A 20833-nucleotide genomic window follows, 5' to 3' on the forward strand; every position below is an offset into this window, starting at 1 on the left:
GCCGTGGGCCTCCCGGCTGTGGCGGTCCTCCCCGCGGGCACAGCCGCGTACGGCAGGATGTGCGCCATGACGAGCGCGCACGAGGACCGGCCCGCACTGAAGACCGCAGAGCCCGTGGTGCGGCCCACTCAGCAGGACGAGACCGCCGCGGTGGGCAGTGAGGTGATCGGGGGCCCAGCCGGGCGCTGGGCCCGCGGTGGCGCCGGCAGGCTCACACCTGTCCGCGTCATCGCCCTGGTCGCGATCGGCATGTTCGCTCTCGGCATGGTGCAGAAGATGCCGTGCTACGACTGGGCGTGGTTCCAGGGGGCAACATCCCAGTACGACCACGCCTGCTACTCGGACATCCCCCACCTCTACGTCGGACGCGGTTTCGCCGACGACCTCGTCCCGTACTTCGACCGCATCAACGGCGACATGCCGTACCTCGAATACCCGGTGCTCACCGGCCTGTTCATGGAGGTCGCCTCCTGGCTCACCCCGCACGGGGGCGCCATCCAGCACCGCGAGCAGATCTACTGGATGGTCAACGCGGGCATGCTGATGGTCTGCACTGCCGTCATCGCGGTCTGTGTCACCCGCACCCATCGGCGTCGCCCCTGGGACGGCCTGCTGGTGGCCCTCGCACCCGCCTTCGCGCTCACCGCCACCATCAACTGGGACCTGTTCGCGGTCGCTCTCACCGCTGCGGCGATGCTGATGTGGTCGCGGGGGCGCGCGCTCGCCTTCGGTGTCCTGATCGGCCTCGCGACCGCCGCCAAGCTCTATCCGGTGCTGATCCTCGGCCCGCTCCTCGTCCTGTGCTGGCGTGCCGGAAAGTGGCGTGAGTACGGATGGGCCGTGTTCGGGGCAGTGGCGTCCTGGCTGGTCGTGAACCTGCCCGTCATGCTGCTCGCTCCCGAGGGGTGGAAGAAGTTCTACACGTTCAGCCAGGAACGGAACGTCGACTTCGGTTCCTTCTGGCTGATCATCACCCAGCGCACCGGCAAGCCTCTCGACGTGGCCAACGTCAACACCTGGGCGATACTGCTGGTGCTCTTGGCGTGCGGCGGGATCGCGGCCCTCACCCTGACCGCCCCGCGCCGTCCTCGGTTCGCGCAGCTCGCCTTCCTGGTCATCGCGGCTTTCATCCTCACCAACAAGGTCTACTCGCCGCAGTACGTCCTGTGGCTGATCCCGCTCGCGGCCCTGGCCCGGCCGCGCTGGCGTGACTTCCTCATCTGGCAGGCCTGCGAAGTCATGTACTTCCTGGGTATCTGGCTGTACCTCGCGTACACGATGGGCGGCGACAAACCCAAGGGGCTGCCGCCCGAGGGCTACCAGTTGGCCATCGCCCTGCACCTGATCGGAACGCTCTACATCTGCGCGGTGATCGTGCGGGACATCCTGATGCCGGAGCGCGACGGTGTACGCACGGACGGCTCGGACGATCCGTCGGGAGGTGTGCTGGACGGCGCGGCGGACGTGTTCGTGCTCGGCGCGGCCGCCCATCCGGCGCGGCATGCCGCGCACCACTACGAAGGCCCGCAGGTCGAGTGGGGCAGCGGCTCGGTACGCGAGTAGCCGGCCGGCCGCCGCCGGCCGGGCGTACAGCGGAGGGCGGGTACCGGTGTGCCGGTACCCGCCCTCCGCTGTACTGCCGTGCTGCTCCGCCAGGCCTGCTGCTGCGGCCCGGAGGTGGAGTGGTGCTGGTCGGTTGCCCGTCCGTTGCTGCTCCGTCGCCGGGCCGTTGCTGGGCCGTTTCTGGTCCGGACCGAGTGGGTCAGTGATCGACGAGACGGTCGAACTGTGTCGTCGTGTGCCGCAGATGGGCCACCAGCTCGTCTCCCACCCTCGGTTCCTGTGCGTCGGAGGGGACGAAAAGGATCGACACCTGCATGTGTGGCGGCTCCGCGAACCAGCGCTGCTTGCCCGCCCACACGAACGGCGACAGGTTCCGGTTCACCGTGGCCAGGCCCGCACGCGCGACGCCCTTCGCCCGCGGCATCATCCCGTGCAGCGCCTTCGGCGCTTCCAGGCCCACCCCGTGCGACGTACCGCCGGCGACCACGACCAGCCAGCCGTCCGAAGCGGTCTTCTGCTGCCGATAGCCGAAACGGTCACCCTTCACGACCTGGGTGACGTCCAGGACGGAGCCGCGATACTGCGTCGCCTCGTGGTCGCCCAGCCACAGCCGCGTACCGATCCTGGCGCGGAAGCGGGTCTGCGGGAACTGCTGCTGCAGCCGCGCCAGTTCCTCCGCCTTCAGATGGCTCACGAACATGGTGTGGAGAGGCAGCCGCGCGTTGCGCAGCCTGTCCATCCAGGCGATGACTTCCTCGACCGCGTCGGAACCGTCCATGCGGTCCAGCGGGAGGTGGAGTGCGAACCCTTCCAGGCGTACATCGTCTATGGCCGCGTGGAGCCGGCCGAGGTCCGCCTCGGAGACGCCGTGGCGCTTCATCGAGCTCATGCACTCGATGACCACACGGGCGCCCACCAGGGCGTGTACGCCGTCGACCGATGAGACGGAGCGGATCACCCGGTCCGGCAGGGGTACGGGTTCCTCGCCGCGGCGGAACGGTGTGAGGACGAGCAGATCACCGCCGAAGGAGTCCTTCATCCGGGCGGCTTCATACGTGGTGCCGACCGCGATGATCTCGGAACCGAAGCGCGTCACCTCGTCCGCGAGCCGGCCGTGGCCGAAGCCGTAGCCGTTGCCCTTGCAGACCGGAACGATCCCCGGGAACTGGTCGAGCACGGACTTCTGGTGCGCCCGCCAGCGCGCGGTGTCGACATAGAGGGTCAGCGCCATGGCCGGACCGGAACCTTTCTCGGAGCTGCGGTGTATCAGAGGTATGAACGGAACGAGCGGAACGAGCGGAACGAGCGGATCTAACGGGGCTAACGGATCTCACGGATTTAACGGGACCGACTTGCCGGACAACGGGTCTGTACGAAGCCCCGCGATCCCACCGGACGGAATGCCCCCGGACGGTACGGCGCCGAACGGGATGACGGAACCATCATCACCCTTAACGGCGCGACATATAGATGTCGAGCGCCTTGTGCAGCAGCTTGTTGAGCGGGAAGTCCCACTCACCGATGTACTCCACGGCCTCGCCGCCGGTGCCCACCTTGAACTGGATCAGACCGAAGAGGTGGTCTGTCTCGTCCAGCGAGTCGGAGATGCCTCGCAGGTCGTAGACGGTGGCGCCCATGGCGTAGGCGTCCCGCAGCATCCGCCACTGCATGGCGTTCGACGGCCGTACTTCCCGCTTGTGGTTGGCGGAGGCGCCATAGGAGTACCAGACATGTCCGCCGACGATCAGCATGGTGGCCGCGGCGACGTTCTCACCGTCGTGGCGGGCGAAGTACAGCCGCATCCGGTTCGGGTCCTCGGTGTTGAGGACCGACCACATGCGCTGGAAGTACGAGAGCGGGCGCGGCCGGAAGTGATCGCGCTCAGCGGTGATCTCGTACAGCCGCTGCCACTCCGCCAGGTCCTCGTAGGAGCCCTGGACGACCTCGACGCCGGCCTTCTCGGCCTTCTTGATGTTGCGCCGCCACAGCTGGTTGAAGCCCTTGAGGACGTCGTCGAGCGAGCGGTTGGCCAGCGGGACCTGGAAAACGTAGCGGGGCTGCACGTCACCGAAGCCGGCGCCGCCGTCCTCACCCTGCTGCCAGCCCATCTTCCGCAGCCGGTCGGACACCTCGAACGCGCGAGGCTCGATATGTGTGGCCTCGACGTCGCGCAGCCGCTTGACGTCCGGGTCCTGGATACCCGACTTGATCGCCGCCGCGTTCCACCGGCGGATGACCACCGGCGGCCCCATCTTCACCGAGAACGCGCCCTGCTCCTTGAGATGGGCCAGCATCGGCTGGAGCCACTCGTTGAGATTCGGGGCGTACCAGTTGAGGACCGGCCCCTCCGGGAGGTAGGCCAGATAACGCTTGATCTTGGGGAGCTGCCGGTAGAGCACCAGGCCCGCTCCGACCATCTGGCCGTCCTTGTCGAACCAGCCGAGGCTCTCCGAGCGCCACTCCGTCTTCACTTCCGCCCATGCGGGGACCTGGCAGTGACTCGCCGCCGGCAGGCTCTGGATGTACGCCAGATGCTGCTCGCGGCTGATGGTCCTCAGGGTCAGGCTCATGCGGGGCGCTCCTCGGCAGGCGTGTCCCCATGGGTACAGGGGCGTCGGCTCTCCCGCCGAAGCCTACTGCTGCCGTGGAGCGCCCCGACTGGCCGTATCGGACAAGTAGCGCGGCGGCCCTCAGCCGCCCAGCACCCCACCGAAGAGGCCGCCGTGCGCCATGCCGATGTAGAAGCCCACCGCAGAGGCGCCGATCCCGAGGATCACGATGAACCGCTCACGCGTCGTGATCGAGATGAACATCCCGTAGGCGCCGACCAGGATCCCCACCAGCCCTGCCCAGGAGCTCAGCAGATGCAGATTGTTGAACCCGGCCGCGACGAGCGCCAGCACACCGAGTACGAGTGCCACCACGCCCAGGCTGTCTTCCAGCGGGTGCGGCTTGCCGTCCGAGGCGAAGAGAGAGGTGACGGCGTTGTGTCGCGTAGAAGGGTTGTGTCGCGCTGCCTGAGACATCAGGCACCTCCTGGCATCAGGCGGCGTACTGTAACGCCGCTCACATCCCACACCTAGAGAGTCTGCCCTGTGACCGCCGGATTTCAACCGGAAGCGGGTGTGCAGGTAGTCTGTACGGTCTGCACCGGTGTCTGCCCAGTCCAGTGAACAATCCCTTTCTCCGCGAAAGTGGATTGTCAGTGGCTGTCGATACCGTTGCGTACGCATCACGACCCTCCTGCCACGGAACGACCGTGGCCGCTGAGTCCAAAGGAGGTGGGTTCCACATGCGTCACTACGAAGTGATGGTCATCCTCGACCCCGAACTCGAGGAGCGCGCTGTCTCCCCGCTGATCGAGACTTTCCTCTCCGTCGTCCGTGAGGGCGAAGGAAAGGTTGAGAAGGTCGACACCTGGGGCCGTCGTCGTCTCGCTTACGAGATCAAGAAGAAGCCCGAGGGCATCTACTCGGTCATCGACCTGCAGGCCGAGCCTGCGGTCGTCAAGGAGCTCGACCGGCAGATGAACCTGAACGAGTCGGTCCTCCGGACCAAGGTCCTCCGCCCCGAGACCCACTGAGCATCTAGCTCAGCAGTCATCGGGTCCGAGTAGCACCAAGCAGCCAAGCAATACCCGCCGAGAGGTTCACCCATGGCAGGCGAGACCGTCATCACGGTCGTCGGCAATCTCGTCGACGACCCCGAGCTGCGCTTCACCCCGTCCGGTGCGGCGGTCGCGAAGTTCCGTGTCGCGTCCACCCCCCGCATCTTCGACAAGCAGACCAATGAGTGGAAGGACGGCGAAGGCCTTTTCCTCACCTGCTCGGTCTGGCGTCAGGCGGCGGAGAACGTCGCGGAATCGCTTCAGCGAGGCATGCGCGTCGTCGTGCAGGGCCGGCTGAAGCAGCGGTCCTACGAGGACCGTGAGGGCGTCAAGCGCACGGTCTACGAGCTGGACGTCGAGGAAGTCGGCCCCAGCCTCAAGACGGCCACGGCCAAGGTCACCAAGACCACCGGTCGAGGCGGTCAGGGCGGCCAGGGTGGTTACGGCGGCGGTGGCCAGCAGCAGGGCGGCGGCAACTGGGGCGGAGCCCCCAGCGGAGGCCAGCAGGGCGGTGGCGGTGCACCCGCCGACGACCCGTGGGCCTCCAACGCGCCGGCCGGCGGTGGCCAGCAGCAGGGCGGGGGCAGCTGGGGCGGAAGCTCCGGCGGTTCCGGCTCCGGCGGTGGCTACTCGGACGAGCCGCCCTTCTAGGGCAGCCCGTACCCCACTTCTTGATCACACAGGAGAAACACCATGGCGAAGCCGCCTGTGCGCAAGCCTAAGAAGAAGGTCTGCGCTTTCTGCAAGGACAAGACCCAGTACGTGGACTACAAGGACACGAACATGCTGCGGAAGTTCATTTCCGACCGTGGCAAGATCCGTGCCCGCCGCGTTACCGGCAACTGCACGCAGCACCAGCGTGACGTCGCCACGGCTGTCAAGAACAGCCGTGAGATGGCGCTGCTGCCCTACACGTCCACTGCGCGATAAGGGAAGGGTGACCGAAAAATGAAGATCATCCTCACCCACGAGGTCGCTGGCCTCGGTTCCGCCGGCGACGTCGTTGACGTCAAGGACGGCTACGCCCGCAACTACCTGGTCCCGCGTGGTTTCGCGATCCGCTGGACCAAGGGTGGCGAGCAGGACGTGGCGCAGATTCGCCGCGCCCGCAAGATCCACGAGATCGCGACCATCGAGCAGGCCAATGAGGTCAAGGCCAAGCTCGAGGGCGTGAAGGTCCGTCTGGCCGTTCGCTCCGGCGACGCCGGTCGCCTCTTCGGTTCCGTCACCCCGGCCGACATCGCCTCGGCGATCAAGGCTGCCGGTGGCCCCGTGGTCGACAAGCGTCGCGTCGAGCTCGGTGCGCCGATCAAGACCCTGGGTGCCCACCAGGTGTCCGTGCGTCTGCACGCCGACGTTGCCGCACAGCTCGGCATCGAGGTCGTCGCCGCGTAACTGCTGCGCTCGGCAGAGCATGGAAAGGGCCGTCTCCTTCGGGAGGCGGCCCTTTCGCCGTTTCACGTGAAACCCCCGGCGGCCGAAACCCCCGGCGGCCGCTCTGTTGCGCAAGGCCTGCCGTTGGGTTTGGCCGGGTCAGCGGGTGGCGCCCGTTACGATCCAGCGGCCGGAGCGGGCCCGGAGCCAGAGAGTCACCGTCCGGACCGCCATCATCAGGGCCATCGCCCACCACAGCGCGGTCAGTCCGCCGCCCAGTCTCGGCACCAGCAGGGCCACGGGGGTGAAGACGGCCAGGGTGACGACCATGGCCCAGGCCAGATATCGGCCGTCGCCCGCGCCCATCAGCACACCGTCCAGGACGAAGACGATGCCGCAGATCGGCTGGGCGACCGCCACGACCAGCAGGGCCGGCAGCAGTACATCCCGTACCGCCTGGTCGCCGGTGAACAGCGGGACGAACAGTGGGCGGGTCACCACGACCAGCGCGCCGAGTACCACTCCTGAGGCGATGCCCCACTGCACCATGCGGCGGCAGGCCTCCTTCGCACCTTCGGCGTCGCCTGCCCCCAGGTAGCGGCCGATGATTGCCTGACCAGCGATGGCAATGGCGTCCAGGGCGAACGCCAGCAGGCTCCAGAGGGAGAGCACGATCTGGTGTGCGGCCACATCGGTGTCGCCCAGATGGGCCGCCACGGCGGTCGCTGTCATCAGAACGGCCCGCAGCGAGAGCGTACGGATCAGCAGGGGGACCCCGGCTTGGGCACAGGCCCGTACCCCGGCGGCGTCCGGGAGCAGGGAGGCGCCGTGCTTCCTTGCCCCTCGTACGACCACCACCAGATAGACGGCGACCATCCCGAACTGGGCGATCACCGTGCCCCAGGCGGATCCGGCGATGCCGAGTCCGGCTGCGTAGACGAGCGTCACGTTGAGTGCGGCGTTGGCTGCGAAGCCTCCGATCGCGACGTACAGCGGAGTCCTGGTGTCCTGGAGTCCACGCAGTACCCCGGTGGCCGCCAGCACCACCAGCATCGCGGGGATGCCGATGCTGGAGATCCGCAGATAGGTGACCGCGTACGGGGAGGCGTCCGCCGAGGCTCCGAAGAGGCCGACCAGCCAGGGGGCGGTGGGAAGGACGACAGCGATGACGAGAGCGCCGAGCAGCAGGGCGAGCCAGATCCCGTCCATGCCCTGGCGGATGGCGGCCTGTAGATCTCCCGCGCCCACCCGCCGTGCCACAGCGGCCGTCGTGGCGTACGCGAGGAAGACGAAGATGCTCACGGCTGTGCTCAGCAGGGCTGCCGCAACCCCCAGCCCCGCCAGCTGACGGGTTCCGAGATGGCCGACGATGGCGCTGTCGGCCATGACGAAGAGCGGCTCGGCGACCAGGGCCCCGAAGGCGGGCACGGCGAGCGCGATGATCTCCCGGTCGTGTCGTCGGCGGCTGGGGTTCGGTGCCAGGGAGGCCTGTGTCATGCGGGACAATCTAATCTTCCACAGGTAAGAGATGCAATAGGTCTGAGACCCTTACGGGCCACGTCATTCCGGCTTGGGCTGTGCGCTGTTTGTCGTGATCTTGGTCCAGTCGGAAAAGTTTTTCTCCCCCACAGCCAGTGGATGGCGAACGTGCAGGTCAGGTGGGTGGTTGGGGTGGCGCTATGAGTTTGTCCACAGCACTGTCCCCCGACCCGTGCACAGGTTTTGGCGAGTTACCCACAGGCTGCGGTCCGTCACCCACAGGGCCTGTGGATAACAAGATTGGCTGACGGTGTCTGCGGGCCTACCGTGGACCGGCGCCCGACGCGCCGTTCGCGGAGTCGGGCCCCTTGTTTGTCGGTGCCGTGCCGTAAGAAAGAGTCGCACGGCTAGGTCCGCGGAGCGGACGGGAGGAGGTGGCCCGGTGAGCATTCCCGAGCCCTTGGACGACCCCTGGACCGAGAGCAGTCCGGGTGACCGTCTGCCCGTCTCCCGCCAGCGCCGCGGTGACGGTGCCGGGGGCCGGGAACAGCACGACCGGGGCCGGGAGAGCGGTTCCTGGGAGGGTGGATCGCCTGCGTTCGAGCGCGTACCCCCGCAGGACATCGATGCGGAGCAGTCCGTCCTGGGCGGCATGCTGCTTTCCAAGGACGCCATCGCCGACGTTGTCGAGGTCATCAAGGGCCAGGACTTCTACCGCCCCGCACACGAGACCGTCTACCAGGCCATCCTCGACCTCTACGCGAAGGGCGAGCCGGCCGACCCGATCACGGTCGCCGCCGAACTGGTCAAGCGCGGTGAGATCAAGAAGGTCGGTGGGGCGCCCTACCTGCACACACTCGTCCAGTCGGTCCCGACAGCCGCCAACGCCGAGTACTACGCCGAGATCGTCCATGAGCGGGCGGTGCTGCGCAGGCTCGTCGAGGCCGGCACGAAGATCACGCAGATGGGATACGCGGCCGACGGCGACGTCGACGAGATCGTCAACTCGGCCCAGGCCGAGATCTACGCCGTCACCGAGCAGCGCACCTCGGAGGACTATCTGCCGCTGGGCGACATCATGGAGGGCGCCCTCGACGAGATCGAGGCGATCGGCTCGCGCAGCGGCCAGATGTCCGGGGTGCCGACCGGCTTCACGGACCTGGACGCGCTGACGAACGGGCTGCACCCGGGACAGATGATCGTTATCGCGGCCCGTCCGGCCATGGGTAAGTCGACGCTGGCGCTGGACTTCGCACGGGCCTGTTCCATCAAGGCCGCGCTGCCGAGCGTGATTTTCTCGCTCGAAATGGGCCGCAACGAGATCGCGATGCGTTTGCTGTCGGCGGAAGCGCGGGTGGCGCTGCACCACATGCGGTCGGGCTCCATGACCGATGAGGACTGGACGCGGCTGGCACGGCGGATGCCGGATGTCACCGCCGCGCCGCTCTTCATCGACGACTCCCCGAACCTGTCGATGATGGAGATCCGGGCGAAGTGCCGGCGGCTCAAGCAGCGACAGGACCTGAAGCTGGTCGTGATCGACTATCTGCAGCTGATGCAGTCCGGTGGTTCCCGACGCCCCGAGAGTCGCCAGCAGGAGGTCTCGGACATGTCGCGAAACCTCAAGCTGCTGGCGAAGGAGCTCGAAGTCCCGGTTATCGCGCTCTCGCAGCTGAACCGTGGCCCCGAGCAGCGTACGGACAAGAAGCCGATGGTGTCCGACCTGCGTGAATCGGGCTCGATCGAGCAGGACGCGGACATGGTGATCCTGCTCCACCGAGAGGACGCGTACGAGAAGGAGTCCCCGCGTGCCGGCGAGGCCGACCTGATCGTGGCCAAGCACCGTAACGGTCCGACGGCGACGATCACCGTCGCGTTCCAGGGCCACTACTCGCGGTTCGTGGACATGGCGCAGACCTGATCCCGCCCAAGCCGTGAGACAGCGGGAAGCTGCTCAGCGCCTCGTCTCGTACCTGGTCAGGACCACGCCGCCGGGAATCGTCCGCGTCTCCACCTGGTTCAGGTTCACCCAGCTGTCCAGCGCGATGAAGAACGGCGTGCCGCCGCCCACCAGGACCGGATGGGCGGCGATCACGTACTCGTCGATCAGCCCGGCGCGCATGGCCGCCCCGGCAAGCGTTGCGCCGCCGATGTTCATGGGGCCGCCGTCCTCGGCCTTGAGCCGGGTGATCTCGGCGATCGCGTCGCCGGTGACCAGTCGGGTGTTCCAGTCGACCTTGTCGATCGTCGAGGAGAACACCACCTTCGGCGTGTCCCGCCAGTTCCGCGCGAACTCGATCTCCGCCGGGGTGGCGTTGGGCTGCTGGTCGCCGGTCGGCCAGTAGGAGCTCATCGTCTCCCATAGCTTGCGCCCGTACAGCGACAGGCCACTCGCCTGCTCGTGGTCGAGCCACCACTGGAACAGCTCCTGGCTCGGCGGTCCGCTCCAGCCGATGTCGTCGCCGGCCGCGGCGATGTAGCCGTCCAGGGTCAGGTTCATGCCGTAGATCAGTTTCCGCATGGCGCAGCCTTCCGTCCGTGGGTTCCGGCGGTGATTCCGGTCCGTCCCCGCGCCGATCAGCCAGTCATTCGTCACCGACTGTCGCCCGCATCCCACGCCAAGCAGGTCTGCGCTCAAACGGCGGTGGCGGGACGTGAGGGGGAGGCCGAGTCGACTTGGTCCGTTTTGGACTCTTGGAATTCCACCACGGCCGCGCCGTGCCCGTGAGCCCATCCAGTCAGCGCGGCGATCGGCTTCACCAGCGTTCGGCCCAGGTCTGTCAGCACGTACTCGACCTTCCCGGCCTCGGCGTAGCGGTCGACCAGGCCGTATCCCTGCAACGGCCGCAGCGTCCGGGTCAGCATTTTCCGCGAGATTCCGCGAGATTCCGCGAGATTCCGCCGATCAGGTCGACCAGCTCGCCGTGCCTGGAGCTGTGGTCACCAGGGCACTGGCCCGCCTACGCGCCGATGGCCGCGGCGTGGCCGCTGCCCGGCATCGACGACACGCACAGCACCTCCTGGACGGACTACGGCGTCACCACCGGTATCTGGCGGCTGCTCGACGTCCTCGCCGAGGCCGGCTACCGCTGGACCGGCGACCACAGCGACCACGACCTCCCTCAGCTCCTGTCCACCGCTCACGGCCTTCTGGTCTCCCTCATGCACAGCGACTACTCCGACGTCCGCGACGCTGCGGCCGGCCCGTACGCCTACCGCGACCTGCACCGTGAGTTACAGGACTAGCTGCTCGCGGCCCCCTGCCCAGGCGTCTTCCGCCTGACCGTCCACGCCCACGTCGGGGGCCGACCGCTCCTCGCGGGCATGGCCGGCCAGATCCTCGACCACATCCGTGAGTCCGGCGACGTCTGGGTTGCCACCCACACCCAGGTGGCCCACGGCGTCGCCCGCTACGCACGCCCTCGACCCCGACAGCGCCGAGCGCCTGTGGCCCCTCTCCGAGAACCTCCTCACCACCTGGTGGGTGATCCCGGCAGCGCGGCAGGGCGGCAGCGTCCCGGTGGCGCGGCCTTGCTGTCACCGGTCCGTGCTGGGGGTACGAATGAACCCTTCCGCCGCCACGGTCAGTGTTCGTCCGGTGTTCGTCGTCGAGATGGTGGAGCTGCTGGGGGCCTGGGGCGGCCGGCTGCTTCGCTTGAGTTGTTGCGCTCAGCGCCTCGTGGCGGACGTTCCGCCGGGCGCAAGCCGCTGTGTGATCCGGTCGAACAAGTCGGTCAGTGGCTCACCGAGGTCCTGACCGAACTCGGTCAGCCCGTAGGTGACTTGGGGCGGAGTCGTCGGCTCGACCTCCCGCCGGACCAGCCCGTCCTGGACCAGTGCGCGCAGTGTCTGAGCGAGCATCTTCTCGCTGATGCCCCGGATGCTGTCGCGCAGCTCGAAAAACCGGAGGTCGTTGCTCCGCAAGGAGATCAGCACCCAGATGCCCCACCTGCTGGTCACGTGGTCGACCACGTCCCGCGCAGGGCAGTCGGTGTGAAACACGTCATACCGAGCGCCCTCATCGGTCTGCGTCACCTGCGCGCCTTCCTTCATGTTCGGAGCTTACCCTTAGGTATGTACTTACGAAAAATAAGTTTGCCTCCTAGCGTCAACAGCCGCAGTGCACAACGGACTAGGAGCTGAACATGATCGTGGTGACCGGAGCTACCGGAAATGTGGGCCGGCCTTTGACGCAGACCCTGGCCGAGGCGGGCGAGCAGGTGACGGCGGTGTCACGGCACGCGGCGGCGATGCCGTACGGAGTCCGGCATGTGGCGGCCGACCTGGCCGAGCCGGCAAGCCTCACCCCCGCGTTGGACGGGGCGAAGGCGCTGTTCTTCCTGCTCTCCGGCGACCTGCACGCGCCCGAAGCCAGGCCGACCGACATCATCGACCTGGCCGCGGCCAGTGGGGTCCGCCGGGTCGTCCTGCTGTCTTCGCAGGGCGTGGCGACCAGGTCGCTCGGCCCGTCGCGGATCGCGGTGCGCGCGGTGGAGGACGCGTTGAGAGAGTCCGGCCTGGACTGGGCCGTCCTGCGACCGGGCGGCTTCGCCTCCAACGCTTTGGCCTGGGCGGAGTCCGTCCGCACACAAGGGACGGTCGCCGCACCCTTCGGCGACGTCGGGGTTCCGGTCGTCGACCCGGTGGACATCGCCGAGGTCGCGGCGGCCGGCCTGCTGGACGACCGGCACACCGGGGGAGTCTTCGAGCTGACCGGGCCCGAGGTGATCACGCCGCGTCAGCAGGCGGAGGCCATCGCCGCCGCGCTCGGCTCGCCGGTGCGGTTCCATGAACTCACCCGCGAGGAGGCCAAGGCCGCGATGACCCGGTTCGTGCCGCCGGAGCTCGCCGACGACACCCTGGACATCATCGCCGCCCCGAACCCGGCCGAACTGCGGATCAGCCCGGACGTGGAGCGCGTACTCGGCCGCGCCCCGAGCCCCTTCAACGACTGGGTCGCCCGGAACATCGCTGCTTTTCGCTAGAACCCGCGGGCGGGAGGCGTGCGTCGGTCGAGTGGCGCCCGTTGCCGATCCGAGGCGCACGGAACAGGTCGGGGCCCGATGTCCCCGCGCGGCAGGTCGGCTTGGCGGCGCGCCAAGGGGGAAGCCAGGGCGCCAAGGCGTCAGAGCTCCACCAGGACCGCGCCCACGTGGCGGCCCTCGACCAGTTCGCGCAGGGCCCGTGGGGCGTTGTCGAGGCCGTGCAGCCTGGAGTTCGGGAAGGTCAGCGTGCCGTTGCGCAGTCCGGCGCCGAACCGGTGGTGCCACTCGGGGATCAGGTCGAGGTGGTCCGCGTGGAGGACGGTGCCGCGCAGGGTGATGCCCCGGGTCAGCAGGGAGAAGGTGTCGATGGCTGTCGTCGGGGCGCCGGAGCCCGTGAGCTGGGCGCCCAGCGCGCCGACGAGGGCGATGCGTGCGCCTCGGTTGGCGACGGCGATGGACGCCCGCAGCTGTTCGCCGCCGACGGTGTCGATCACCGCGTCGACGCCTTCCGGAGCCGCGGTGCGCAGCTGCTCCTCGATCGGTCCCGCGCCGCGGAGCACGACGGTGTCGTAGCCGAGTTCCTCGCGGAGGATGTCCGCCTTCCGTTGCGAGCCGACGCTGCCGATGACCCGCCGGGCCCCGCGGAGTCGGGCCGCCTGCCCTGCGAGGGAGCCCACGCCGCCCCCCGCACCGGTCACGAAGACAGTGTCCCCTGGGCGCACCTCGGCTCCCCGGGTGACGGCCATCCAGGCCGTGGGCCCTTGTGACAGGTAGGCGGCCGGGTCAGGCAGCAGGCCGGGGTCGACGCGCTGGGCGTCGGAGGGGTCCAGCACGGCGAACTCGCGCCAGCCAAGATCGTGCCGGACGAGGTCACCGGGGGTGAAGCCGGTGCCGGGAGCGGCCACGACCTCGCCGATCGCCGGACCGTACAGCGGATCACCGAGTGCGAAGGGGCGCATCGGTACGTCCGTGGCCTCGTCCATGAGCGTCCGCATGACGGCGGCCACGCTCATCACCTTGGTGCGGACGAGGAGTCGGCCGGGCTCGGGAGACGGAGTCCGCACCTCGGCGAGCTCGAAGAGATCCTCCGTCAGCGGTGTTCCCGGCCCGGGACGGGCGGCCAGCCGGACCTCGCGGTGGGTGCGCGGACCATGGTGGTCGCGGGGAGCGTGGCGGCTGTCGGAGGGTGCAGCGGTCATGGCGGTCGTCTCCCGGGAAAGCGCGCTTCGTGTGCCATCCACGCTCCGCCCCTCCGGTCGATCATGTCCAACGAATGGTTTTGCTCGCAGCCATCGTCCAACGAGATGCTTGGGGGATGGAGTTGCGTCAGCTGGAGTGCTTTGTCGCCGTGGCGGAGGAGTCGAGTTTCACCCGCGCCGCGGCCCGGTTGCATGTCGTGCAGTCGGCTGTGTCGGCGACGATCGCCTCCCTGGAGCGGGAGTTGCACGTCAGACTGCTGGAGCGCACCTCCAGACGCGTCGAACTCTCGGACGCCGGGCACGTGCTGCTGCCGAAGGCCCGGGCGGCCCTCGACGCCGCGCGTGACGCGCGTGACGCGGTCGACGACGTCAACGGTGGCGTCCGGGGAACACTGCGCATAGGAACGATGAGTTCACTCGGGCTGATCGATCTCCCCGCGCTGCTCGGCCGCTTCCACCACGAGCACCCCGCTGTCTCCGTGCGCCTGGCCACTGCGGCGTCGTGCGGCGGTTCGCCCGGGCTCGTCGAGGCGCTCACGGAGGGGAGGCTCGACCTCGCGTTCGTCTCGGTTCCCGGTCCGCCGCCGGTCGGCGTGCAGTGGAAAGACATCACCACGACGCCGTTGGACCTCGTCGTTCCCCGGGGCCACCGGCTTGCCGACCGGAGCCGGGTGGCACTGGGGGAACTGGCCGGTGAGGCGTTCATCGACTTCCCGGCCGGTTACGGCAACCGCGCTGTCACGGATCGCGCGTTCACCACGGCCGGGCTTCAGCGCCACGTCACCATCGAGATCACCGCCATTGCGGCCGGGGCGGACTACATCCGTCACGGCTTGGGCGTCGCTCTGCTGCCCCGGGGCACCGCAGAGCCCGACGAGGACCTCGTCCCGCTGCCTGTCACCGGGGCGGACCTCGACTGGCCCATATCCCTGGCCACGCCCAGGGACCGGACCCCGAGCGCGGCGGCCCGTGCTTTCCAGCGCCTGATCGACAAGCACCTGCGGTGATTCGGCGGGCGCGTACGGAACCGCGTGGGGCCGGACCAAGACAGCTGGACGATCTCGGCGCCGGTCCGGTGCTGCTCAGAGACAGCGTCATCGAGCCGGCAGGCCCGCGCTACCGCACGAACGACGAACTCCTGAACCTCGACCCGCGCCTCAACTGACCTGGGTCCACGGGGCGTTGTCCGGCCCCCCCTCGTGGAGTGGCCACGGCGGGGTAGCCGGGCTGTGTCAACGGCAGCCCAGGCCGGCGGCCTTGAGCGCGCGGCGGGCGAAGACGTCTTCGCTTCCGTCCGCCATCTGCCGCAGGGCGTCCTTGCGGTCCCGGCTGGAGAGCCGGTCGACATACGTGTGGCCGAGGAGGTGGTCGGTCTCGTGCTGCAGGCACCGCGCGAAGTACCCCGTTCCCTCGATGACGAGGGGGTTTCCGTCCTTGTCCTGCCCGCGGGCGACGGTGCGGTCGGTACGGGGTACGGCCATGGCGGCGCCGGGCACGGACAGACAGCCCTCGAAGTCGTCGACGAGCCGGCGGCTGCCCGGATCGGGCAGGTCCAGAACCGGGTTGACGATGTGGCCGACATGCCGGACCCCGTGGTCGTCCGGGCAGTCGTACACGAACAACCGCAGATCGACACCCACCTGGTTCGCGGCGAGACCGGCGCCGTCGGCCACGTACATCGTCAGGAACATGTCGTCGATCAGGCGCGAGAGCCCGGGGGAGCCGAACCGGGTCACGTCGCGGCACGGGCGGCTCAGGATCTCTTCGCCCACCACCGTGATCCGGCGCACCGAACCCCGTTCCGCCTCCCCCGGCAGAGCCGGATACGAGTCGACCGGGCGGCCTTGCACACGGACCCGCCGGTCGACGAGGTGGGACCGCTCGTGACGGACTGACATCGCTGACTCCCCTTCTGCCGTTCTGCCCATCTGCGTACGCCACAGAGGCCACAGAGGCCACGGACGCACCGGAGGCCGCTTGCCAAGTGCTTTGCAAACTAGCAGACTTTGCAAAGTGACTGAAGATGACCTCCACTCTCCACGCAGCTCTCCGCACGGCTCTCCGCACAGCGCGGGGCCGGCAGGGCTGCGGCCGCACGAGGTCCGCACCGCCCTGCTGGCCCTGCTCGCCGAAGTCGGCGCCGTCACGGCCACCGAAGCGGCCGCCCGGCTCGGGTACAGCTCGGGTCTCTGCTCGTTCCATCTGCGGCAGCTCGCTCGCCACGGATACATCGAGGAGGCCCCGCACAGCGGGGGCCGTGTACGTCCCTGGCGTCTGAGGCAGCCCGCTTCCGAGGCCGGCGGGTCCGCGGACGAGCAGTTCACCGACCTGGCCCGGGGGCTGGAGGACGAGAGCTGGCAGCGATGGCTGACCCAGCGGGACGAGGCGCCGCCCGCCTGGCGCCACGACGATGCCTTCAGTGCCGTCGCCTACCTGACGCCCGAGGAGATGACCCGGGTGGCGGACGCGATCCGGCAGGCGCTCGCGCCCTACCGGGACCGCGAGCAGCGGCCCCTGGCCCGGCCCGACGGCGCGCTGCCGGTGGCCCTCATCACCCGGCTGTTCCCCCTGCTCCCCCACCCGGCGGGCGAAGGAGACCAGGACTGATGTGGAACCGATGCGGCCTGCGGACGCGACAGTGCCCCGGAGCCCATGGGGCACCGGGGCACTGCAGGAGGGGAGGCTCGCTGATCAGCGCACGGTCACGTTGAAGACCGGGGAGGCCGTGCTTCCGCTGACGATGCGCAGCTGGTTCTTGCCCTTGATGCCGAGCTTGACGCCCAGCGAGTAGGAGCCGTTGTGGTTCACGGGCGCGGAGGCGGGGAGCGTGACCCACTTGCTGCCCTGCTTCTGCTGCAGGGTCACCTTGGTGCCCGCCTTGAGGCCGGTCGTGGTGCCGGTGACCCGGAAGAGCTGCCAGGCCTTCACCGTGCTCACCGACGACTTCGCCGTGATGGAGGCCTTGGCGGCGACGACCGTCTGCGCGACGGGGGTGCTGGGCGCGGTCGGGGCATCGGCCATCGCGGCGGTACCTGCCAGCGCAACGGTCGCGGCGGCGAGCGTGCTGACGGCGGCGAGACGCAGGGAGCGGCGCTTGGTGACGATCATGAGTGTCCCTTTCGGTGAGGATCTCTGATTTCACACAAAGGTGAGACAAATACTGTTGGTGTCGGTCTCACATGAAAAGACGACGGGTTGCCCGGATGCGTTGTTGGCTCTGTGTCACCGTCCTGTAACAGGCTCACTCCCACTCGCCCTCCCCCGCCTTCGCCCCTCCCCGCCCACGTCCCCTCCCTTCTCACTCTGCTCCCTGTGCTGCCCGCCCGCCCCCTCGGACCTGCCCGCCCCTCGGACCCGCTCGCCCCTCGGAGCAGTGGCCCGCTCCCGGAATCCCATCGACGGGCCGGGGTCCGTCTGGTAGGTCTCGGGCCATGACTTCTTCAGACCCCGTGCCGGATTCGTTCGCGGAACTCCTCCCCGCCACCAGGCGGGCGCTGCTGCACCGCATCGCCGTCGCGCAGTCCGACGGCCGAGTGCCGTCGCTGGTTGCGGCGGTGATGCGGGACAGGCGGATGGTGTGGTCCGGGGCGCGCAGCTGCGTCGACGGCCATGCGCCGGACGCGAACACGCAGTACCGGATCGGCTCGATCACCAAGCCCTTCACCGCGGTTGCGGTGCTGCGCCTGCGGGACGAGGGCCTGCTCGATCTGGCGGACCCGCTGGAGAAGTACGTTCCGGGCACCGGGGTCGGCGAGGTGACGATCGCTCAACTGCTCAGCCACACCGCGGGTCTGGCGGCGGAGACTCCCGGCGCATGGTGGGAGCGGTCGTCGGCCGCGCTGCGTCCCGGTCTTCCGGATCTGCTCGGTGAGCGGCCGCAGCTGCATCCGGCCGGGCGGCGCCACCACTACTCCAACCCCGGATACGCCCTGCTCGGCGCGGTGGTGGAGGCGCTGCGCGGGGCCGCGTGGGCGGACGTGGTGCAGCGCGAGATCTGCGTACCGCTGGGAATGGACCGTACGAGCGCCCAGCCGCAGGCACCGTATGCCGGTGCGTGGGCGGTTCATCCGTGGGCGGACGCGCTGCTGCCGGAGCCCGCCGAGGACCTGGGGCTGATGGCACCCGCGGGACAACTCTGGTCGACGGCCGCCGATCTGTGCCGCTTCGCCGCCTTCCTGGCGGAGGGCGACGACCGGGTGCTCGGCGCGGAGACCGTACGGGAGATGCGCGCGCCCGCGGCCGCGCCGGAAGCGGGTGAGTGGGACGGCGGGTACGGCCTCGGCATCCAGCTCGCACAGCGCGACGGCCGGACGCTGGCGGGGCACACCGGATCGCTGCCGGGGTTCGTGGCCGGACTGTGGGTGAGCGTGGCGGACGGGGTGGCCGCGGTGGCGCTCTCGAACAGCACGTCGGGGGTCGGGCCGCGGGTGGCCGCCGATCTGATCCGGATCGTGGCGGACGCGGAACCCGCCATTCCGAAGCCCTGGCGCCCGCTGCCGGAGGTCGATCCCGGGCTGCTCGAACTGGCGGGCCCCTGGTACTGGGGGACGTCGGTGAGTGGTCTGCGTCTTACGGCGGACGGCGGGATGGAGTTCGGTCCGCTGTCCGGCGGCGGGCGGAGTTCCCGGTTCCGCGCGGAACGGGACGGCAGTTGGACCGGGCTCGACGGCTACTTCGCGGGGGAGACACTGCGGGTCGTACGGCAGGCCGGCGAGGTGAGCCATCTGGATCTGGGCTCGTTCGTCTTCACCCGGCAGCCGTACGACCCGGGGGCGCCGGTGCCGGGAGGCGTGGACGAGGGCGGCTGGCGCGGGCTGCCGTAGCGGGCGAGGGGCCGGCGTACGGAGGACCGCACGGACCGCCGGCCTTCCGCTTCCTCAGCCCGACAGTTCCCGCTCCAGCGGGGTCCGGAACCGTGGTGTGATCCGCGCGTCCCCCACCCACTCCGCGAGCCGCGCGGCCTCCGCCCCGACCGCCTCGGCGGCGGCCCGCCCCGGATCTGTCAGCAGGCGCCACACCACCTCGCCGTCCGCGCGCTGTGCCCAGCCGCCGACGATCCGTCCGTTCCACCAGACGGTCGGGCCGATATTGCCCGCGCGGTCGAAGAGCGCCGGGCGGTGGCCGGCGTCGAGGTGGAAGGTGCGGTCGGCCCAGCCCATGGCGCTGGGGTCGAGGGAGGGGAGCAGGGCCGCCCACGGTTCGGTGGGCGGCTCGGGAGCGGTGTCGCCCGGCGCGACGAATCCGCGTGCCCCGTCGTCCATGCACACCTCCTCCGCGCCGACCGCCGTGAGTGCCCTGCGGGTGTCCGTCAGGGTCCACCCCGTCCACCACTTGAGGTCGGCCTCGGTCGCGGGACCGTAGGAGAGCAGCCAGCGGCGGGCCAGCTCGGCCTTGGCCTCGGGGACCGGCAGGGCGGGCCAGGACGTCCCGGCAGTCCAGCGGAACTGGCTCGACGTCCAGGAGCCGCGCGGCCGGTCGCGGCGGATGCGGCCGTCGGCGGCCAGCAGCCGGATGACCCGGGTGGCGACGCCCTGGACGGCCTCCCACTTCTTTCCCGGGAAGACCGTGATCTTCGTACGGAGAGCGGGAACTGCGGCGGAGAGTTCGCTGCCGGTGCAGGCACCGCGTTCGGCGAGCGTGGCCAGGGTGGCGGCCTCGGTCTCGGCCAGCCAGCGTTCGTCCAGGCCGCCGCCGTCCTCCGCGAGGTGTTTGAGGAACGTCCTGCGCTCCTTGACCGCGATGGCGCGGGCGGTGGACGCGTCGACGCAGGGGGCCACCTCCCGCGACATCGCGAAGAGCGTGTTGCGCAGGGAGAGCAGCCGGACCAGGGAGACGTCGTCGTACAGGGCGTGTTCGACGGCGGCGGTGCTCGCCTCGGCCAGCCGTGCGCAGACGGAGAGACTGAGGGTCGCCGCGTCGGTGGCGTGGAGGGCGACGACGGCGTCGGACGCCTCGACGGGGTCGGCGGCCCGGACGGAGGGCGCGAGGCGGTGGCGCCGGCCGAGGCGGATACGGCGCTGCTCGTTGCTGATCCGGTGCATGGCCGGGGCCTTCCCGTTCCGTGGGTCTCCCGCTGGGTGCTGTCTCCCGCTGGGTACTGGCTTCTCTCGCGGTGCCGGTCTTCTGCTGCTGTCGTGTCCGTCCGGCGCTGCCGGGTCAGAGCTGGAGCTTGAAGCCGAGGTGGCTCGCGGTGAAACCGAGCCTCTCGTAGAAGCGGTGGGCATCGGTCCGGGTGGCGTCCGATGTCAGCTGGACCAACTGGCAGCCCTGGCTGCGGGATGTGTCGACGGCCCACTCGATGAGCCGGGTGCCGAGACCGCTGCCGCGCTCGTCGCTGTGGATGCGTACACCCTCGATGATGGAGCGGGTGCTGCCCCGCCGGGAGAGCCCTGGGACGACGGTGAGCTGGAGGGTGCCGACGACCCGGTCCTCGCGCACCGCGACGACCAGGTGCTGCTGCGGGTCGGCGGCGATCCGCCGGTGCGCCGCGGTGTACGGATCGAGGTCGTCCGGCGACTCACGCCGGGCGCCGAGCGGGTCGTCGGCCAGCATCGCCACGATGGCGGGGATGTCGGTCTCGTGCGCGGGGCGGATCTCCAGGTCGCTCATGGTGCGCAGAGTACGCG

At 69.4% G+C, this 20833-nt stretch carries 23 protein-coding genes and 1 pseudogene; 11 read left to right on the plus strand and 13 right to left on the minus strand.

The genetic code is table 11. The annotated features are described in order from the left end of the window. Nucleotides 1–57 precede the first annotated feature (57 nt). Nucleotides 58–1563 (plus strand): glycosyltransferase family 87 protein, encoded by a 1506-nt coding sequence (locus OG385_RS15445; protein WP_266860889.1) that lies wholly within the window; start codon nt 58–60, stop codon nt 1561–1563. 199 nt (nt 1564–1762) lie between these two features. Here OG385_RS15445 and OG385_RS15450 read toward each other — a convergent pair whose 3' ends face one another. The 3 genes from OG385_RS15450 to OG385_RS15460 form a co-directional block, all read right to left on the minus strand. Beyond that, nucleotides 1763–2794 carry an alanine racemase gene (locus OG385_RS15450; protein WP_266855241.1) on the minus strand — a complete coding sequence of 344 codons (1032 nt, stop codon included), beginning with the start codon at nt 2792–2794 and terminating at the stop codon, nt 1763–1765. A 220-nt stretch (nt 2795–3014) separates the two neighbouring features. Further along, on the minus strand, nt 3015–4133 hold the full coding sequence (locus OG385_RS15455) for a peptidoglycan bridge formation glycyltransferase FemA/FemB family protein (RefSeq protein ID WP_266855242.1): 1119 nt from the start codon (nt 4131–4133) through the stop codon (nt 3015–3017). A gap of 120 nt (nt 4134–4253) precedes the next feature. Then, nucleotides 4254–4589, minus strand: a complete 336-nt coding sequence (locus tag OG385_RS15460; RefSeq protein ID WP_266855243.1) for a hypothetical protein — start codon at nt 4587–4589, stop codon at nt 4254–4256. Between the two features lie 266 nt (nt 4590–4855). Between OG385_RS15460 and rpsF the strand changes: the two genes are divergently transcribed. The 4 genes from rpsF to rplI all read left to right on the plus strand — a co-directional run bounded on the left by rpsF (nt 4856) and on the right by rplI (nt 6565). Continuing rightward, a complete protein-coding gene (gene rpsF, locus OG385_RS15465; protein ID WP_164258274.1) occupies nt 4856–5146 on the plus strand; it encodes a 30S ribosomal protein S6 in 291 nt (96 codons plus the stop codon). A 72-nt stretch (nt 5147–5218) separates the two neighbouring features. Beyond that, a complete protein-coding gene (locus OG385_RS15470; protein WP_266855244.1) occupies nt 5219–5821 on the plus strand; it encodes a single-stranded DNA-binding protein in 603 nt (200 codons plus the stop codon). Between the two features lie 42 nt (nt 5822–5863). Next, on the plus strand, nt 5864–6100 hold the full coding sequence (gene rpsR, locus OG385_RS15475; RefSeq protein ID WP_003967857.1) for a 30S ribosomal protein S18: 237 nt from the start codon (nt 5864–5866) through the stop codon (nt 6098–6100). Nucleotides 6101–6118: 18 nt separating this feature from the next. Continuing rightward, entirely contained in the window at nt 6119–6565 is a 447-nt protein-coding gene (gene rplI / locus OG385_RS15480) for a 50S ribosomal protein L9 (RefSeq protein WP_266855245.1), read from the plus strand. 138 nt (nt 6566–6703) lie between these two features. Here the strand turns inward: rplI and OG385_RS15485 are convergent, their stop codons facing one another. Beyond that, complete coding sequence (locus OG385_RS15485; protein ID WP_266855246.1) at nt 6704–8041, minus strand: MATE family efflux transporter; 1338 nt, start codon at nt 8039–8041, stop codon at nt 6704–6706. Between the two features lie 442 nt (nt 8042–8483). On the opposite strand from OG385_RS15485, the gene dnaB reads away from it, so the two are divergent. Next, nucleotides 8484–9944, plus strand: a complete 1461-nt coding sequence (gene dnaB, locus OG385_RS15490; protein ID WP_266860891.1) for a replicative DNA helicase — start codon at nt 8484–8486, stop codon at nt 9942–9944. Nucleotides 9945–9977: 33 nt separating this feature from the next. Here the strand turns inward: dnaB and OG385_RS15495 are convergent, their stop codons facing one another. After that, complete coding sequence (locus tag OG385_RS15495) at nt 9978–10544, minus strand: dihydrofolate reductase family protein (RefSeq protein WP_266855247.1); 567 nt, start codon at nt 10542–10544, stop codon at nt 9978–9980. 113 nt (nt 10545–10657) lie between these two features. Further along, nucleotides 10658–10953, minus strand: a pseudogene (locus OG385_RS15500) (winged helix-turn-helix transcriptional regulator); the annotation flags it as partial. 40 nt (nt 10954–10993) lie between these two features. Between OG385_RS15500 and OG385_RS15505 the strand changes: the two are divergent. Next, nucleotides 10994–11269, plus strand: a complete 276-nt coding sequence (locus tag OG385_RS15505) for a hypothetical protein (protein WP_266855248.1) — start codon at nt 10994–10996, stop codon at nt 11267–11269. Here the strand turns inward: OG385_RS15505 and OG385_RS15510 are convergent. Then, nucleotides 11258–11407: a hypothetical protein gene (locus tag OG385_RS15510; protein WP_266855249.1), complete on the minus strand. Its 150-nt coding sequence runs from the start codon at nt 11405–11407 to the stop codon at nt 11258–11260. The genes OG385_RS15505 and OG385_RS15510 overlap by 12 nt on opposite strands. Before the next feature lie 285 nt (nt 11408–11692). After that, a complete protein-coding gene (locus OG385_RS15515; protein ID WP_266855250.1) occupies nt 11693–12076 on the minus strand; it encodes a helix-turn-helix domain-containing protein in 384 nt (127 codons plus the stop codon). Between the two features lie 92 nt (nt 12077–12168). Here OG385_RS15515 and OG385_RS15520 point away from each other — a divergent pair, with 92 nt between their 5' ends. Then, nucleotides 12169–13008, plus strand: coding sequence for an SDR family oxidoreductase (locus OG385_RS15520; RefSeq protein ID WP_266855251.1), 840 nt, complete (start codon nt 12169–12171; stop codon nt 13006–13008). Between the two features lie 140 nt (nt 13009–13148). On the opposite strand, the gene OG385_RS15525 is transcribed toward OG385_RS15520, so the two are convergent. Continuing rightward, the gene (locus tag OG385_RS15525) at nt 13149–14207 is read right to left on the minus strand and encodes an NADP-dependent oxidoreductase (RefSeq protein ID WP_266855252.1); all 1059 of its coding nucleotides are present in this window, start codon (nt 14205–14207) and stop codon (nt 13149–13151) included. Between the two features lie 116 nt (nt 14208–14323). On the opposite strand from OG385_RS15525, the gene OG385_RS15530 reads away from it, so the two are divergent. Next, on the plus strand, nt 14324–15214 hold the full coding sequence (locus OG385_RS15530) for a LysR family transcriptional regulator (RefSeq protein ID WP_266855253.1): 891 nt from the start codon (nt 14324–14326) through the stop codon (nt 15212–15214). 225 nt (nt 15215–15439) lie between these two features. Here the strand turns inward: OG385_RS15530 and def are convergent, their stop codons facing one another. After that, nucleotides 15440–16105, minus strand: a complete 666-nt coding sequence (gene def / locus OG385_RS15535) for a peptide deformylase (RefSeq protein WP_266855254.1) — start codon at nt 16103–16105, stop codon at nt 15440–15442. A gap of 115 nt (nt 16106–16220) precedes the next feature. Here def and OG385_RS15540 point away from each other — a divergent pair, with 115 nt between their 5' ends. Beyond that, nucleotides 16221–16814: a winged helix-turn-helix domain-containing protein gene (locus OG385_RS15540; protein ID WP_266855255.1), complete on the plus strand. Its 594-nt coding sequence runs from the start codon at nt 16221–16223 to the stop codon at nt 16812–16814. 84 nt (nt 16815–16898) lie between these two features. Here the strand turns inward: OG385_RS15540 and OG385_RS15545 are convergent, their stop codons facing one another. Further along, nucleotides 16899–17315 (minus strand): hypothetical protein, encoded by a 417-nt coding sequence (locus OG385_RS15545; protein WP_266855256.1) that lies wholly within the window; start codon nt 17313–17315, stop codon nt 16899–16901. A gap of 323 nt (nt 17316–17638) precedes the next feature. Here OG385_RS15545 and OG385_RS15550 point away from each other — a divergent pair, with 323 nt between their 5' ends. Continuing rightward, complete coding sequence (locus tag OG385_RS15550) at nt 17639–19030, plus strand: serine hydrolase (RefSeq protein ID WP_266855257.1); 1392 nt, start codon at nt 17639–17641, stop codon at nt 19028–19030. A gap of 54 nt (nt 19031–19084) precedes the next feature. Here the strand turns inward: OG385_RS15550 and OG385_RS15555 are convergent, their stop codons facing one another. After that, nucleotides 19085–20248 (minus strand): winged helix DNA-binding domain-containing protein, encoded by a 1164-nt coding sequence (locus OG385_RS15555; protein WP_266855258.1) that lies wholly within the window; start codon nt 20246–20248, stop codon nt 19085–19087. Nucleotides 20249–20363: 115 nt separating this feature from the next. Beyond that, the gene (locus OG385_RS15560) at nt 20364–20816 is read right to left on the minus strand and encodes a GNAT family N-acetyltransferase (protein WP_266855259.1); all 453 of its coding nucleotides are present in this window, start codon (nt 20814–20816) and stop codon (nt 20364–20366) included. Between the last annotated feature and the right edge of the window lie 17 nt (nt 20817–20833).

The organism is Streptomyces sp. NBC_01306 (genome assembly GCF_026340465.1).
In the GTDB taxonomy this organism is placed as follows: domain Bacteria; phylum Actinomycetota; class Actinomycetes; order Streptomycetales; family Streptomycetaceae; genus Streptomyces.

Bases quoted from the DNA above. Each gene is read 5' to 3' on its own strand.
- OG385_RS15445 (WP_266860889.1), top strand. From the start codon at position 58: ATGTGCGCCATGACGAGCGCGCACGAGGACCGGCCCGCACTGAAGACC.
- OG385_RS15450 (WP_266855241.1), bottom strand. From the start codon at position 2,794: ATGGCGCTGACCCTCTATGTCGACACCGCGCGCTGGCGGGCGCACCAG.
- OG385_RS15455 (WP_266855242.1), bottom strand. From the start codon at position 4,133: ATGAGCCTGACCCTGAGGACCATCAGCCGCGAGCAGCATCTGGCGTAC.
- OG385_RS15460 (WP_266855243.1), bottom strand. From the start codon at position 4,589: ATGTCTCAGGCAGCGCGACACAACCCTTCTACGCGACACAACGCCGTC.
- rpsF (WP_164258274.1), top strand. From the start codon at position 4,856: ATGCGTCACTACGAAGTGATGGTCATCCTCGACCCCGAACTCGAGGAG.
- OG385_RS15470 (WP_266855244.1), top strand. From the start codon at position 5,219: ATGGCAGGCGAGACCGTCATCACGGTCGTCGGCAATCTCGTCGACGAC.
- rpsR (WP_003967857.1), top strand. From the start codon at position 5,864: ATGGCGAAGCCGCCTGTGCGCAAGCCTAAGAAGAAGGTCTGCGCTTTC.
- rplI (WP_266855245.1), top strand. From the start codon at position 6,119: ATGAAGATCATCCTCACCCACGAGGTCGCTGGCCTCGGTTCCGCCGGC.
- OG385_RS15485 (WP_266855246.1), bottom strand. From the start codon at position 8,041: ATGACACAGGCCTCCCTGGCACCGAACCCCAGCCGCCGACGACACGAC.
- OG385_RS15495 (WP_266855247.1), bottom strand. From the start codon at position 10,544: ATGCGGAAACTGATCTACGGCATGAACCTGACCCTGGACGGCTACATC.
- OG385_RS15505 (WP_266855248.1), top strand. From the start codon at position 10,994: ATGGCCGCGGCGTGGCCGCTGCCCGGCATCGACGACACGCACAGCACC.
- OG385_RS15515 (WP_266855250.1), bottom strand. From the start codon at position 12,076: ATGAAGGAAGGCGCGCAGGTGACGCAGACCGATGAGGGCGCTCGGTAT.
- OG385_RS15520 (WP_266855251.1), top strand. From the start codon at position 12,169: ATGATCGTGGTGACCGGAGCTACCGGAAATGTGGGCCGGCCTTTGACG.
- OG385_RS15525 (WP_266855252.1), bottom strand. From the start codon at position 14,207: ATGACCGCTGCACCCTCCGACAGCCGCCACGCTCCCCGCGACCACCAT.
- OG385_RS15530 (WP_266855253.1), top strand. From the start codon at position 14,324: ATGGAGTTGCGTCAGCTGGAGTGCTTTGTCGCCGTGGCGGAGGAGTCG.
- def (WP_266855254.1), bottom strand. From the start codon at position 16,105: ATGTCAGTCCGTCACGAGCGGTCCCACCTCGTCGACCGGCGGGTCCGT.
- OG385_RS15545 (WP_266855256.1), bottom strand. From the start codon at position 17,315: ATGATCGTCACCAAGCGCCGCTCCCTGCGTCTCGCCGCCGTCAGCACG.
- OG385_RS15550 (WP_266855257.1), top strand. From the start codon at position 17,639: ATGACTTCTTCAGACCCCGTGCCGGATTCGTTCGCGGAACTCCTCCCC.
- OG385_RS15555 (WP_266855258.1), bottom strand. From the start codon at position 20,248: ATGCACCGGATCAGCAACGAGCAGCGCCGTATCCGCCTCGGCCGGCGC.
- OG385_RS15560 (WP_266855259.1), bottom strand. From the start codon at position 20,816: ATGAGCGACCTGGAGATCCGCCCCGCGCACGAGACCGACATCCCCGCC.